Source organism: uncultured Ruegeria sp. (assembly GCF_947489545.1).
Lineage (GTDB): Bacteria > Pseudomonadota > Alphaproteobacteria > Rhodobacterales > Rhodobacteraceae > Ruegeria.
In genome coordinates this window covers 29,024-42,603 of the sequence record NZ_CANLDZ010000025.1, presented here as the reverse complement: position 1 = coordinate 42,603, position 13,580 = coordinate 29,024, and the positions used below count along the sequence as shown (strand labels likewise).

General features: G+C 55.9%; 11 protein-coding genes. 7 read left to right on the top strand and 4 right to left on the bottom strand.

Annotated elements, in window-relative coordinates:
* The first annotated feature begins 96 nt into the window (after positions 1 to 96).
* The 5 genes from Q1B13_RS23540 (at position 97) to Q1B13_RS23520 (ending at position 6,394) form a co-directional block, all read left to right on the top strand.
* On the top strand, positions 97 to 1,074 hold the full coding sequence (locus Q1B13_RS23540) for a CoA ester lyase (protein ID WP_299084773.1): 978 nt from the start codon (positions 97 to 99) through the stop codon (positions 1,072 to 1,074).
* A gap of 273 nt (positions 1,075 to 1,347) precedes the next feature.
* Positions 1,348 to 2,598, top strand: a complete 1,251-nt coding sequence (locus tag Q1B13_RS23535) for a sarcosine oxidase subunit beta family protein (protein ID WP_299084775.1) — start codon at positions 1,348 to 1,350, stop codon at positions 2,596 to 2,598.
* A 13-nt stretch (positions 2,599 to 2,611) separates the two neighbouring features.
* Entirely contained in the window at positions 2,612 to 2,899 is a 288-nt protein-coding gene (locus Q1B13_RS23530; protein WP_299084777.1) for a sarcosine oxidase subunit delta, read from the top strand.
* Positions 2,896 to 5,841, top strand: a complete 2,946-nt coding sequence (locus tag Q1B13_RS23525; RefSeq protein WP_299084779.1) for a sarcosine oxidase subunit alpha family protein — start codon at positions 2,896 to 2,898, stop codon at positions 5,839 to 5,841. Before Q1B13_RS23530 ends, Q1B13_RS23525 begins: the two co-directional genes overlap by 4 nt.
* On the top strand, positions 5,834 to 6,394 hold the full coding sequence (locus tag Q1B13_RS23520; RefSeq protein WP_298934559.1) for a sarcosine oxidase subunit gamma: 561 nt from the start codon (positions 5,834 to 5,836) through the stop codon (positions 6,392 to 6,394). The genes Q1B13_RS23525 and Q1B13_RS23520 overlap by 8 nt, the downstream gene beginning before the upstream one ends.
* A 7-nt stretch (positions 6,395 to 6,401) precedes the next feature.
* Here Q1B13_RS23520 and Q1B13_RS23515 read toward each other — a convergent pair whose 3' ends face one another.
* Positions 6,402 to 7,406, bottom strand: a complete 1,005-nt coding sequence (locus Q1B13_RS23515; protein WP_299084781.1) for a GlxA family transcriptional regulator — start codon at positions 7,404 to 7,406, stop codon at positions 6,402 to 6,404.
* A gap of 360 nt (positions 7,407 to 7,766) precedes the next feature.
* On the opposite strand from Q1B13_RS23515, the gene Q1B13_RS23510 reads away from it, so the two are divergent.
* Both Q1B13_RS23510 and Q1B13_RS23505 read left to right on the top strand, forming a co-directional pair.
* Complete coding sequence (locus tag Q1B13_RS23510) at positions 7,767 to 9,140, top strand: aspartate aminotransferase family protein (RefSeq protein WP_299084783.1); 1,374 nt, start codon at positions 7,767 to 7,769, stop codon at positions 9,138 to 9,140.
* A gap of 21 nt (positions 9,141 to 9,161) precedes the next feature.
* Positions 9,162 to 10,346, top strand: coding sequence for a M24 family metallopeptidase (locus Q1B13_RS23505; protein WP_299084786.1), 1,185 nt, complete (start codon positions 9,162 to 9,164; stop codon positions 10,344 to 10,346).
* A 144-nt stretch (positions 10,347 to 10,490) separates the two neighbouring features.
* Here the strand turns inward: Q1B13_RS23505 and glf are convergent, their stop codons facing one another.
* From glf to Q1B13_RS23490, 3 genes are read right to left on the bottom strand one after another with little or no spacing between them, the layout of a single operon-like run.
* Positions 10,491 to 11,648: a UDP-galactopyranose mutase gene (gene glf, locus Q1B13_RS23500; RefSeq protein ID WP_299084789.1), complete on the bottom strand. Its 1,158-nt coding sequence runs from the start codon at positions 11,646 to 11,648 to the stop codon at positions 10,491 to 10,493.
* Positions 11,645 to 12,541: a hypothetical protein gene (locus Q1B13_RS23495; protein ID WP_299084791.1), complete on the bottom strand. Its 897-nt coding sequence runs from the start codon at positions 12,539 to 12,541 to the stop codon at positions 11,645 to 11,647. The genes glf and Q1B13_RS23495 overlap by 4 nt, the downstream gene beginning before the upstream one ends.
* Positions 12,538 to 13,338 (bottom strand): glycosyltransferase family 25 protein, encoded by an 801-nt coding sequence (locus tag Q1B13_RS23490; RefSeq protein ID WP_299084793.1) that lies wholly within the window; start codon positions 13,336 to 13,338, stop codon positions 12,538 to 12,540. Before Q1B13_RS23490 ends, Q1B13_RS23495 begins: the two co-directional genes overlap by 4 nt.
* Positions 13,339 to 13,580 lie beyond the last annotated feature (242 nt).

Sequence of the window (13,580 nt, the reverse complement as noted above, 5' to 3'; positions counted from 1 at the left end):
AACGCCGCCGTCGAAGCCAAGGTCAAAGCCGAAGTCGCCAACCTATGCGCCAAATTCCCCCTATATCCTAACTTGTAAGACGAAGGACCCAAACCCATGAGCTTTCATTCCATTGAACAGGCCCCTGCCCGCCTGAACCGCAGCGAGTTGGCTGTCCCCGGCAGCCAACCCGGCATGTTCGAAAAAGCCGCGCAGTCTGATGTGGACGTGATCTTCCTCGATCTGGAAGATGCGGTTGCACCCGATGAGAAGGAACAGGCGCGCAAGAACATCATTCAGGCCCTGAACGACATCGATTGGGGCAGCAAGACCATGTCGGTGCGCATCAACGGTCTGGATACGCACTACATGTACCGCGACGTGGTCGATGTGGTCGAACAGGCGGGCGAACGGTTGGATCTGATCATGATTCCAAAGGTTGGCACCGCGGCAGATGTCTATGCGGTCGATATGATGGTCACGCAGATTGAAGACGCCAAAGGGTACAAAAAACGGATCGGGTTCGAACACATTATAGAAACCGCGCTTGGCATGCAGAATGTCAGCGAGATTGCTGCGGCCTCGAAACGCAATGAAAGCCTGCATTTTGGTGTTGCAGACTACGCCGCCTCAACCCGTGCACGCACGACCATCATCGGCGGCGTGAATCCAGACTATTCGGTTTTGACCGATCCGGATGCGGGCGCCAATCGCGCCACCCATTGGGGCGACATGTGGCACTATGCGCTGGCCCGCATGGTGGTTGCCGCACGGGCCAATGGGTTGCGCCCAATTGACGGCCCGTTCGGAGATTTTCAGGACCCAGAAGGTTATAAGGCCGCCGCCAAACGGGCCGCTGTGTTGGGCTGCGAAGGCAAGTGGGCAATTCACCCCAGCCAGATCTCACTGGCAAACGAGGTCATGTCACCCGGTGATGCCGAAGTGACAAAGGCTCAGCGTATCTTGGAAGCAATGGCCGAGGCTGAGGCCGACGGTAAGGGCGCAGTGTCTCTGGATGGTCGACTGATCGATTATGCCTCGATCCGTCAGGCCGAAGTCATGGTGGAAAAAGCCCGACAGATCGCCGCCGCCTGACATCAACCTCTCTTCCCGGCAAAATGAAAACCGCTGTTGGCGGAACAACCACAACGAAAGGGCGCAGCATCCTGATTATTGCCAGGACGGCTGCGCCCAAAGTGTTGCGACTGGTATCGCCTTACGCCGAATGCGGCTGTGCCGTGAGGTGTTCCTAAAACCTGCGCGGCCAGTCGACCTGCCCAAATGCGTCCGATTTTGTGCCATCGATGTCGGATTTGAGAGTATGCAAACGGTATTTTTTTGTTGATTCTAACAAAAAAGGTCCGATTCATGCGATATTCTGGCTTTCAGGTCATCAAACAGGCGTTAACCGGGCATAAGGGGTGGATCCCGGCCTGGCGTGATCCTGAACCCAAGGCACATTATGACATTGTGATCATAGGCGGCGGCGGTCATGGTCTGGCAACGGCGCATTATCTTGCCAAAGTATATGGCCATCGCAAAGTAGCTGTGATTGAAAAAGGCTGGATCGGCGGCGGCAATGTGGGCCGGAACACGACCATCATCCGTTCAAACTATCTGTTGGACGGAAACGAGCCGTTTTACGAATTCTCTCTGAAACTGTGGGAAGGGCTGGAGCAGGATCTAAACTACAATGCAATGGTCAGCCAGCGCGGGATCCTCAACCTGATCCATTCGGATGCGCAACGCGACGCCTATACGCGCCGCGGCAACGCAATGATACTGAATGGCGCCGATGCTGAATTGCTGGATGCCGAACAGGTTCTCAAGGAATGCCCGTTCCTGAATTTCGATGACGCCCGATTCCCGATCAAGGGCGGTTTGGCTCAGCGACGCGGCGGCACAGTGCGCCATGACGCGGTGGCCTGGGGCTATGCGCGCTCGGCCGATGGTTGCGGTGTCGACATCATCCAGAATTGCGAGGTCAGCGGGTTCCGCATCGAAGATGGAAAATGCCTTGGGGTCGAGACCTCGAAAGGGTTTATTGGCGCGGGCAAAGTCGGCTGTGCGGTCGCCGGAAACTCGGGACGGGTGATGGGTATGGCGGGCATGAAACTGCCCATCGAAAGCCATGTTCTGCAAGCATTTGTTTCCGAGGGGCTCAAGCCGGTTCTCCCGGGCGTCATCACCTTTGGTGCCGGGCATTTCTATGTCAGTCAGTCCGACAAGGGCGGTCTGGTGTTTGGCGGCGATCTTGACGGGTACAATACCTATGCACAACGCGGGAACCTGCCCGTGGTCGAAGATGTTTGCGAAGGCGGTATGGCGCTGATGCCAATGATCGGACGTGCGCGCCTGCTACGAATGTGGGGCGGTGTGATGGACATGTCGATGGACGGCTCGCCCATTATCGACCGGACCCCTGTCGACGGGCTCTATTTCAATGGCGGCTGGTGTTATGGCGGGTTCAAGGCGACCCCGGCCTCGGGCTATTGCTTTGCCCACCTGCTGGCGCAAGATGAGCCACATCCAACCGCAACCGCCTATCGCCTCGACCGGTTCCGCACGGGCCGGATGATTGACGAAAAAGGCGTAGGCAACCAGCCCAACCTGCATTGAGGGGACCAGAACCATGATCATTCCACATCCCCTTCTGGGACCTCGCGACAGTTCGGAATTTGTCTATCTGGGGGACGCGTCGCTGATCGACCGGCCTGACTGGCAGGCTGAAAATGCGGCAGAGGCGTTTTATGACTACGCGTATTTGCGCGGCAATCCAGCCGGAGAACATCACGAGCTTTGGTATCACGAAGGGGGGGACAGGTCCTGGCTGGTAGTGACACGCAACACAGTGACTCATGAGATTTCAAAGGTGGAACTGGCCCGTGATGTGGCCCGGGCGCAGGGGCGATCCAAATGACTCAAGTAAACCGGCTGAGCGGCGGGTTGGTCGATCGCAATTCAACCCTGAGCTTCCGCTTTGACAATCGTAGTTACACCGCACACCCCGGCGATACGCTGGCTTCGGCCTTGTTGGCGAACGATGTGCGATTGATCGGACGATCATTCAAATACCACCGCCCACGCGGCGTATTGACCGCCGGGTCGGAAGAGCCCAATGGCATCGTCGAATTGCGCACGGGCAACCGGCAAGAGCCCAATACGCGCGCCACAACGGCAGAGGTTTACGAAGGTTTGGAAGCACGGTCCCAAAACCGCTGGCCCAGCCTGAAGTTTGACGCATTGGCAATCAACGACCGGTTCTCGAACTTTCTGACAGCCGGGTTCTACTACAAAACGTTCATGTGGCCAGCAGCTTTCTGGGAAAAGCTTTACGAACCCATCATTCGCAAAGCCGCTGGTTTGGGGTCTTTGTCGATGGAGGACGACCCGGATGAGTATGACAAGGGCTTTCGCCACTGCGACCTGCTGATCATCGGTGCAGGGCCAGCGGGCCTGATGGCCGCGCTGACAGCTGGGCGCGCTGGGTCAGAGGTCATTCTGGCGGATGAAGATTTCGCTCTTGGTGGACGACTGAACAGCGAAAGTTTCTCGCTGGGCGATGACAGCGCAAGCGACTGGGCCGCAGCAACCGTGGCTGAACTGTCTGCATTGCCCAATGTCCGCCTGATGCCGCGCACAACCGTGATCGGCGCATTTGATCACGGCATCTTTGGCGCGGTCGAACGAATCGGAGACCACGTGGCCGCCCTGCCCGCTGGCAAACCGCGTCAGATCTTGTGGCGGATCTATACCAAACGCGCCCTGCTCTGCGCCGGCGCGACCGAGCGCCCGATTGCCTTTGAGAACAACGACCGCCCCGGCATCATGCTGGCCAGCGCAATGCGCACCTATGCCAATCGGTTTGCCACTACGGCGGCGCAGCGGGTTGCGATTTTCACCAACAATGATGATGGACATCGCACAGCCATAGACCTGCGCGCAAAAGGCGTGAAGATCGCTGCCGTGATCGACGTGCGCGACGATGCACCAATCAACTATGACTTTGAAGTTCTGAAAGGCGCGCAGGTTGTCGATACCAAAGGCCGCCTTGGCCTGACTTTTGTTGAGGTCGCACTGGCAGATGGATCGCGACGGGTATTGGAATGCGGGGCGCTGGGGGTTTCAGGTGGGTGGAACCCGAATGTGCATCTGACGTGCCATCACCGCGGGCGTCCTGTCTGGAACGACGACTTGGCAGCCTTTGTCCCCGGTGGCGACCTGCCGCCCGGCATGACCGTGGCCGGTGCCGCAAACGGAACCCTGTCCACACATGGCGCCCTGCTGTCGGGCGCTGAAGGTGCGGCAAAGGCATTGGGCTTGAAAGGCACCCTGCCTGACGTGCCCGAGGCCGAGGATGCCCCGATCAATCAGACGCCCTTTTGGTATGTGAAGGGCTGCGCGCGGGCCTGGCTGGATCAGCAGAACGATGTGACCGTCAAGGACGTGAAGCTCAGCCATCAAGAGGGCTTCCGCTCGGTCGAACATCTGAAACGGTACACGACGCTGGGTATGGCTACCGATCAGGGCAAGACCTCGAATATGGGTGGGCTGGCCATCATGGCCGAACTGGCGGGCAAATCGATACCGGAAACCGGAACCACCATTTTCCGCCCCCCCTATACCCCAGTCCCTATCGCCACTTTCGCTGGACGGATGAAGGGGCAGGATTTCCACCCGACCCGCCTGACGCCGTCGCACTATTGGGCGAAGGAGCGTGGCGCAGTGTTTGTCGAAGTGGGCAACTGGCTGCGTGCGCAGTGGTTCCCGCTGCCGGACGAAACCCATTGGCGTGAATCGGTCGACCGCGAGGTGCGCCAAACCCGTGCGTCGGTCGGCGTGTGTGACTGTACGACCCTTGGCAAAATCGATGTACAAGGGACAGATGCCGCGGCTTTCCTGAACAAAGTGTACTGCAACGGTTTTGCCAAATTGGCCGTCGGCAAAACCCGCTATGGTCTGATGCTTCGCGAAGACGGTATCGCCATGGATGACGGAACGGCCGCTCGGTTGGCCGAGGATCACTTTGTGGTCACGACCACAACGGCCAACGCCGTCAATGTCTACCGTCACATGGAATTCGTGCGCCAATGCCTATTCCCGGACATGGATGTTCAGCTGATCTCAACCACAGAAGCCTGGGCGCAATATGCGGTTGCCGGTCCGAATTCCCGCAAGTTGCTACAAAAGATCGTGGACCCCGAGTTTGACATCTCAAACGATGCCTTCCCATTCATGGGGTGCGGCAACATCACCGTTTGCGGTGGGTTAAGGGCGCGGTTGTTCCGAATTTCCTTCTCGGGAGAGCTGGCCTTTGAAATCGCCGTCCCGTCCCGCTATGGCGATGCGCTGATGCGGCGTCTGATGCGGGACGGAGAAGAGTTCGATGTTGTCCCTTATGGCACCGAAGCCCTTGGGGTGATGCGGATTGAAAAAGGTCACGCGGCGGGTAACGAGTTGAACGGAACCACCACGGCGCTGAACCTTGGAATGGGCCGGATGGTGTCCAAGAAAAAAGACAGCATCGGTTCAACCCTGTCCGAGCGCGCAGGGTTGAACGAACCGGACGCGTTAATGATGGTTGGGATCAAACCTGTGAACGCGGATGACAAAGTCACAGCCGGCGCGCATTTGATGGACGCCAGCGGGCCTGTCGATGCCCAACATGATCAGGGTTATGTCACATCGGCTGCGTTCTCGCCCTCATTGGATTGTCATATCGGCCTGGCTTTCCTGAAAAACGGAGGTGCGCGTCAAGGCGAACGGATGCGCCTTGTTTCACCGCTGACCGAAGAGAATGTCGAGGTCGAGATCGTCTCGGCCCATTTCGTAGACCCCGAGGGAGAACGGCTTCGTGCATGATCTTGCCGCAATAACCGCCCTGGGCGGATCTGAACCCAGAGTTGACACTGTGGCAGACGTGACCTGCACCGAAGTGCCGGACGTCGCGCTTGCCTCGGTCGCAGCACGATCAAGCCAGGAAACCAAAGCTCAGAAGGCTCTGACCAAGCTGATCGGAGTTACAACCCCAGACATCGGGCGGTTTGCGGGCGATCCGGTTTCGGCGTTCTGGACCGGGCCTGACCAATGGATGGTCGAAGCCCCGTTCGAGACACATGAAGATCTGGCGCAACAGGTCAAAGACGCTGTCGGTGACACGGCGTCGGTGACCGAACAAACAGATGCCTGGACTCGCTTCGATCTGAACGGTGCACGGGTGTTGGCAGTGCTTGAACTACTCTGCCCTCTCAACGCGCGCAAAATGGCTGAGGGCGATGCAGCCCGCGCAGCGATCCACCATCTTGGATGTTTTGTCCTTTGCCATTCGCCTGATGCGTTTAGCGTATATGGGCCGCGGTCTTCTGCCGGATCACTGCATCACGCCATCACAACAGCCATGAAAGCTGCCCTTTAAGGGAAGATCAGCTTGAGGGCAGCGGGGCGTTGTCCTCGACACGGAATCGGTTGATCCGCCGCCGGTCCTCGCTGGGGCTTAGCCCGAACGCCGACCGATAATGTGTCACCAATGGCGCGACCGAGCTATAGCCGATAGCCGCAGCAATATCGGCAATCGGGTCTTTGGTATAAACCACCATCTGACGGGCGGCTTTCATACGCATCGCGCGGAAATAGTGGCTGGGGCTTTGTCCGGTGGCTTGCTTAAAGGCCCGTTCAATCTGCCGGGGTGTGACACCCGTAAGACTTGCGACTTCGGCGATCGAAATCGGATCACTGATATGGGCTGCGAACAACTCGACGCACTGCGCGACAAGATGCGGCAGCTTTTCACCCGTGTCCGGTCTGCTGGTGCTAGGCACCTGTTGCCGCACGCCTTCACCGCGCATTAAGGGGTGTTGAAACCAACAGGCGACCTCATGAGCAACTTCGCTGCCCAGACGGTCTTCGATCAGGTGCAGGGCCAGATCAAAAGCAGCAGCAGCACCAGCGGCGGTATAGCGCGTGGCATCGGACACAATCACGTCACGCCGGGCATCCATGTCCGGAAACTCGGCCTCGAACGCGGCTTCATAACACCAGTGCACCGAAATAGGATGGCCGGTCATGACACCGGACCGCACCAGTGGGAACACACCTCCGCTGATGCCACCCAAAATGGTGCCGTGACGCGCCAGCGTGCGCAGTGCTCCGTTGCCTTGGCTCGGATCAGAAAACCCCGACGTTGGACTGCTGAGAAGAAACAAGATATCGAACGATTGGCAGGTGGTCAGATCGCACTCAGCCTCGAAACGGACATTGGCGCTGGACCTGACTTTCTGTCCACGCTCGGTGACCAGTGACCAGCAAAACACGGCCTGCCCTACGATCTCGTTCGCGGCACGTAGCGGCTCGATCACAGAGGTCAGACAGGCCATCGGGAAACCGTCAAAGAGGAGAAATCCAATCTCTGATTTTTTTTCTGTCAACATGAATATTTACTATCAGGAAAATTAGGTGCGAAGGTAGTCCGAATGGTTCTTTACTGACTTTGGTCAGCCTGCCACTGCGCAACGAAGCGGCCGTGATCCGTAGTATCCCAAAGCTGCTTTGCAGCGCGCTCCTGAACGACTGCTCGACTAAATGGCGCAGCAATTATGATTTCAATTGATTGACATAGGCCAGTCATGGTTCATTCACACTATAACCTTGGCAATAAAGGCATCGCGCGCTGCTGCTTGGGTGAGCGGAGCCTTTCTGCTCAAAACGATGGCAGACGACTGTCATTGGCGTGCAATCGGCTCCTTTCATTTTGACCTGACGGCGCGCCGTCACAGCCAATAGGAAATGCCATGCTTCACAATGACCAGCTTGAACAATGGGATCGGGATACCTTCTTCCACCCTTCCACCCATCTTGCCGATTTCGCGCGGGGCGACCTTCCGCAACGCCTGATCACAGGCGGTTCCGGATGCCATATTCTGGATCGTGACGGCACTCGATTGTTAGACGCATTTGCGGGGCTTTACTGTGTCAACGTCGGCTATGGGCGTACAGAAATCGCAGAAGCTATTGCGGATCAGGCCAAGGAACTGGCCTACTATCACTCCTACGTCGGGCACGGCACCGAAGCTTCGGTCACGCTTGCCAAAATGGTATTGGATCGCGCACCAGATCATATGTCCAAGGTTTATTTTGGGCTGTCCGGTTCTGATGCCAATGAAACCAACATCAAACTGATCTGGTACTACAACAACATCCTTGGGCGCCCCGAAAAGAAAAAGATCATCTCGCGGTGGCGAGGGTATCACGGATCCGGGTTGATGACCGGGTCACTGACTGGGTTAGAACTGTTTCATAAGAAGTTCGACCTGCCGCTTGCTCAGGTTATTCACACCGAAGCGCCCTACTACTTCCGGCGGGAGGATACGGATCAGAGTGAGGGCGATTTTGTCGCCCATTGCGTGGCCAAACTGGAAGAATTGATAGCACGAGAAGGCGCGGATACCATTGCGGCCTTCATCGGAGAACCGGTACTAGGCACTGGCGGCATCGTACCGCCACCCGAGGGGTATTGGCCCGCTATTCAGACGGTTTTGGACAAGCACGATATTCTTTTGATCGCAGATGAGGTCGTGACTGGGTTTGGTCGCCTTGGTACTATGTTCGGCTCGGATCACTATGGAATGCGCCCGGATTTAATCACCATCGCCAAAGGGTTAACCTCTGCCTATGCCCCTCTGTCGGGCTCCATTGTCTCGGGCAAAATCTGGGCTGTGCTGGAACAGGGCACCGATGAAAACGGTCCGATAGGACACGGCTGGACCTATTCCGCCCACCCTGTTGGCGCAGCGGCTGGCGTTGCGAATTTACAGGTGATCGACGCAATTGGGCTGATCCAAAACGCCGGTAGTGTCGGGGCTTATCTTAACACAGCGATGCGTGGCGCGTTGGCGGATCATCCCAATGTCGGCGACGTGCGTGGCGAGGGCATGTTGTGCGCTGTGGAATTTGTTCAAGACAAAGACACGCGCCGCTTCTTTGATACCTCCGACAAGATCGGGCCCAAAATTGCTGGGCAGCTTTTGGACCAGGACAATGTGATCGCGCGCGCAATGCCCCAAGGAGACATTCTTGGCTTTGCCCCACCTTTTTGTCTGAGCCGAAACGAAGCCGATCAAGTGGTCGCCGCGACGGCACGCGCAGTTAAAGCCGTGTTGGGTTGAGACATGGAAGGGAATGACTTGATGCAACCAACAAAAGCGCCCTTCAGCCTTTCTGAATATGAACGACGCTTGTCCAAAACCCGTGCCGCAATGGATGCTGCTGGTCTTGACGCGCTCTTTGTGACTGACCCGTCCAATCAAGCATGGTTGACCGGTTACGATGGCTGGTCATTCTATGTCCACCAAGGCGTGATTGTTCCCCAAGAAGGCGAGCCAATCTGGTGGGGCCGCCATATGGATATGTTGGGTGGGCGCCGCACCTGTTGGATGCAGCAGGGCAATATTGTCGGCTATGGCGATCACTATGTGCAATCCAACATCCATCACCCGATGGAGGATTTGGCCGACCAGCTGCGCGTGCGCGGGTTGGATCGGGGGCGCATCGGTGTCGAGATGGAAAACTACTATTACTCGGCCAAGGCGCACAACGTTTTGGGGGCGGAATTGCCAGATGCCACGCTGTCTGACGCCACAGCATTGGTAAATTGGCAGCGGTTGATCAAATCAGCCGACGAAATCGCCTTTATCCGCAAGGCGGCGCGGATCTCGGACAAAGTCATGCAGACCGCGATTGATCGCGCGGCACCCGGAGTACGAAAGAACGACCTTGTCGCCGACATCTTGCACGCGGGCATCACCGGGGTTGGGGAGGATTGGGGCGACTACCCTGCTATTTTGCCCCTAACCCCGTCTGGGCTGGACGCGACCGCTGCGCACCTGACCTGGGATGGATCCCCGATGCGCCCGAACGAAGCCACGTTCTTTGAACTGTCCGGGTGTTATCGCCGCTACCACGCCCCGCTGTGTCGAACCGTTTTCCTCGGCACGCCTTCGGATCACGTTCTCCGAGCGGAAGACGCACAATTGGAAGGGATCGCCGCAGGTATAGAGGTCGCGCGCGCTGGCAATCGCACCTGTGACATCGCCAATGCGTTCATGCAGGTCCTGGCAAAACATGGGATCGAACGGTCTGGACGCATGGGATATCCCATCGGCCTCAGCTATCCACCGGATTGGGGTGAGCGAACGGCTTCAATCCGCAGCGAGGACGAAACCGTTTTACAACCGGGCATGACGTTACACTTCATGCCTGCGCTTTGGATGGACGACTGGGGTTTGGAAACGACGGAGACCATATTGATCACCGAAGACGGACCAGCAGAACCTGTTTGCAACGTCGAGCGTAAGTTGTTCGTAAAGGCCTGACCGGGTAGGTAGTCTTTCGCAGCCCGCAATCGTGAAAGAACTTACTTTTGCGGCTCGCTACGTTTCCGCCCAGAGGCCGCGAGTGCGGCGGCCGCTATCAATTCTTTTGTTTGACATGGCCACATGGCAGCTAAGCCAAACTGCTCAAAGAACAGGCACGTAAAAAGGCCGTAGCCGCTGCCCTTTGGAGATCGCATCCAGCGCGGACTTAGCAGTCTCAAAAGACTCTCGGATCGTTACGTCCATATCCAAGTAGCGGTATGTACCAAGACGCCCGATAAAGGTCACTTTTTGGGTTCTGGTGGCCAGTTCAACATACTCACCAAGCAACGCTTTTTCTTTCACCTGACGGATGGGATAGTAGGGAATGTCATCTGGACCAGCCGCTCGGGAAAACTCGCGGTAACAGACTGAGCCCTCGTGTGTTTCCCATGGCGCGAAGTGTTTATGTTCAGTGATGCGCGTGTAGGGTACGCTTTCTTCGCCATAGTTCATCACTGCGCAACCTTGGTAATCTCCGTCATAGGTAAACCGTTCAAAATCCAAAGTGCGATAGCCAAGACGACCAAGCTCGTAATCGAAGTAGCCATCCAGCGGACCAGAATAGAATACATGGTCGAACTCATCGCTCATGGCCCGCTTGAACGTGGTGTTCAATTTCACGGTGATCGAAGGATGATCCAGAATACCTGCGATCATGTCGGTATACCCGTTTTCAGGCATGCCTTGGAACTTGTGAAAGAAATAGTTGTCGTCGTAGTTGAATCGCACGGGCAAACGCTTGAGGATCGATGCCGGCAGCTCAGAAGGGTGACATCCCCATTGTTTGATGGTGTAGCCTTTAAAAAACGCCTCATACAAATCGCGACCTACGAAACGCATCGCCTGCTCTTCAAAGCTTTGTGGATCGGTAATCGTCGTATCGGCTTGTTCTTGCGTGATAAAGTCATGCGCTTCGTCTGGGCGCATAGTCTTGTCAAAAAACTGATTGATGGTGTGCAAATTCACCGGTAGCGAAAAAACCTGTCCCTGAGAGGTGGTTTTGACCCGGTTCTTGTAGGGAAGGAAATTGGCATAGCGGTTGACGTACTGCCAGACTTCCTCGTCATCCGTATGAAAGATATGCGGTCCATAGACATGCACCATGACATCAGTGTCTGCATCACGCTCGGTGTGGCAGTTGCCCCCGATGTGATCGCGACTGTCCACGATGGTAATTTCATGCCCCTGCTCTGCAAGTTCACGACCAATCACCGCGCCGGATAGCCCGGCACCAACCATTAAGAACCGACCTTTGTTCATTCAAAGACCTTTGCAGAGTTCATCGATATCGTCGTCATATCCAATGGTTTGCTCAGCTGCCGCCGGGCAATCTTGAAGATCCCGGCGCGCGCCTCGCCCGCGCTACGAAACCTGGACAGCATCGACATCCAACTCCGGCACATACGCCACCCAACCGGGATCCGGCCCGAGATCGGCTGCCCCCCCTCCAAGATCGCCGCGAAGACCACTGGTACAGTTCGGCGCGACAAATCAAACATTTCTTTCAACTTGGCCTCCTCATCTTCCGAACTGAGGTTGCCGGTTTCAGCCATCACGGCCTTGAGATTCTTTCCGACTGGCCGCGTATGATGCATTGCGATTTCGTCAAGGATTGCGGCGCGAAAAGCCCCCGCTTCTGCCCAACGACACCAGATGTAATCCAGACCATAGCCGCTCATCGTTCCACGGAACAAAGGCAGGGCCTTCACCAAGATATCGCGATGCAAGCATGGCGCCATAATCTCGATGTAGTTTGTGTATCGCAGCGCAAAGCCTGGGCATTGGCTAAACACGAAATGCGAAAAGTAACTGTCTGGGGTCAGCGAAGGCTGCGCGATCTTCAGCCCATACAACCGCATGGCGTCAAACAGATAATTCACATCCGTCGCACTTATGTCGAGATCGTCATCGGGAAGCCAGAAATAGTCATACTGGCTGAGATCCCGATCCTGAAGTGTCTCGTATAGCCCATCCCATTTGCCACCTTTGATCAAAACGGCTTGGACGCCGGGGGCAGCTACAAACTCTGCAAATGCATCATCCGAGAAATAGCTAATCAGAAGATCATAGCTACGATCTTCATATGCAATTTCCTGCCAACGATTGTGCAAAGACTTGCCGCCTGCACGGACAACCACAAGGTTCTTTTTCATGTGCAAGTCCGAACGCGGCTTTCGGCCTGCATCAAAGGGCCCAATCCTTCAATCGTGTGCGGGTTCAAAGGATGACTTAGCCGCCCGTATGTATAGCTTGCCTGATACAGAGTATTGCGAACAAACCTGCTGAATGATGAACCAGGTTTGGTTTCTTGCCGCGTGGATTCTATGTTGCTGTCGACCGCCGCGCGTTCTGCGATCATCTGTTGCTGAAGCGTCAGAATAGGCACTTTGTGTTCCCAGTAAAACTTCAGATCGATGTCAATTGGCCTGGCAATTGGCGCATCGAAGGCTATCAACCGTGCCGCAGCCCGTCGCCCAATTATGTAACCCGTGGTTCTGGGTGGCAGTCGATCAGACAGTACAAGGCTCTGGTCCGCAACAGATCTAACGATCTGCGCATTCTTTCCCGGCGGGCCGTCAAGCTTGACCATGACCTCTTCGAAACACTCAGGACACTGAGATATCGCATCAAGAAACGATGTTGGATTCTGAACAAAAGTAGCATCGTCTTCCAACACCAGGCACATATGATCCTCTGAGTTGGCAATCTTCTGCCAAATCTGACGGTGGCCTAAGGTGCATGCGACTTCGTTCCGGCTGAGTGGGCGCTTGAACTTGCGGCGGTTAACGCCCGCATCATAGCTTTGCAGTAGGTGCAATTCTTCCAGTTGGTCGCCGGAAATCGCATCCGAAAACTCACGCGCAAGATTAAAGCGATCAAGTTCAAGTTCGCAGGAACGTCGCCGCTCTACATCTTTTGGTAGACTGAGAATGACGGCCTTGATCGACACTTGTATCACCAATAAAAACTTCGCGGCGTTACTATGGACCACGATCCAAAAATACAACTGATAAAACAGGTCCTAAAACTTTACCCCCTGCAATCAGGGTATATTAGCAAGATTCCGCTTGCGGCACAGTCGAGTCTTCTTGCACCCTGTCGGATCAAAAAAACAGAACATTGCGAAGAGCTTAAGAGAAAATACCACAATGAGAATGCGGAATCAATTCGCGCAGGATGCGTTTGTCCATG

What these genes read in the sequence shown, in the direction of transcription:
- Q1B13_RS23530 (WP_299084777.1), top strand. Translation starts at nt 2,612, where the DNA reads ATGATCATTCCACATCCCCTTCTGGGACCTCGCGACAGTTCGGAATTT.
- Q1B13_RS23540 (WP_299084773.1), top strand. Translation starts at nt 97, where the DNA reads ATGAGCTTTCATTCCATTGAACAGGCCCCTGCCCGCCTGAACCGCAGC.
- Q1B13_RS23525 (WP_299084779.1), top strand. Translation starts at nt 2,896, where the DNA reads ATGACTCAAGTAAACCGGCTGAGCGGCGGGTTGGTCGATCGCAATTCA.
- Q1B13_RS23515 (WP_299084781.1), bottom strand. Translation starts at nt 7,406, where the DNA reads ATGTTGACAGAAAAAAAATCAGAGATTGGATTTCTCCTCTTTGACGGT.
- glf (WP_299084789.1), bottom strand. Translation starts at nt 11,648, where the DNA reads ATGAACAAAGGTCGGTTCTTAATGGTTGGTGCCGGGCTATCCGGCGCG.
- Q1B13_RS23535 (WP_299084775.1), top strand. Translation starts at nt 1,348, where the DNA reads ATGCGATATTCTGGCTTTCAGGTCATCAAACAGGCGTTAACCGGGCAT.
- Q1B13_RS23510 (WP_299084783.1), top strand. Translation starts at nt 7,767, where the DNA reads ATGCTTCACAATGACCAGCTTGAACAATGGGATCGGGATACCTTCTTC.
- Q1B13_RS23505 (WP_299084786.1), top strand. Translation starts at nt 9,162, where the DNA reads ATGCAACCAACAAAAGCGCCCTTCAGCCTTTCTGAATATGAACGACGC.
- Q1B13_RS23495 (WP_299084791.1), bottom strand. Translation starts at nt 12,541, where the DNA reads ATGAAAAAGAACCTTGTGGTTGTCCGTGCAGGCGGCAAGTCTTTGCAC.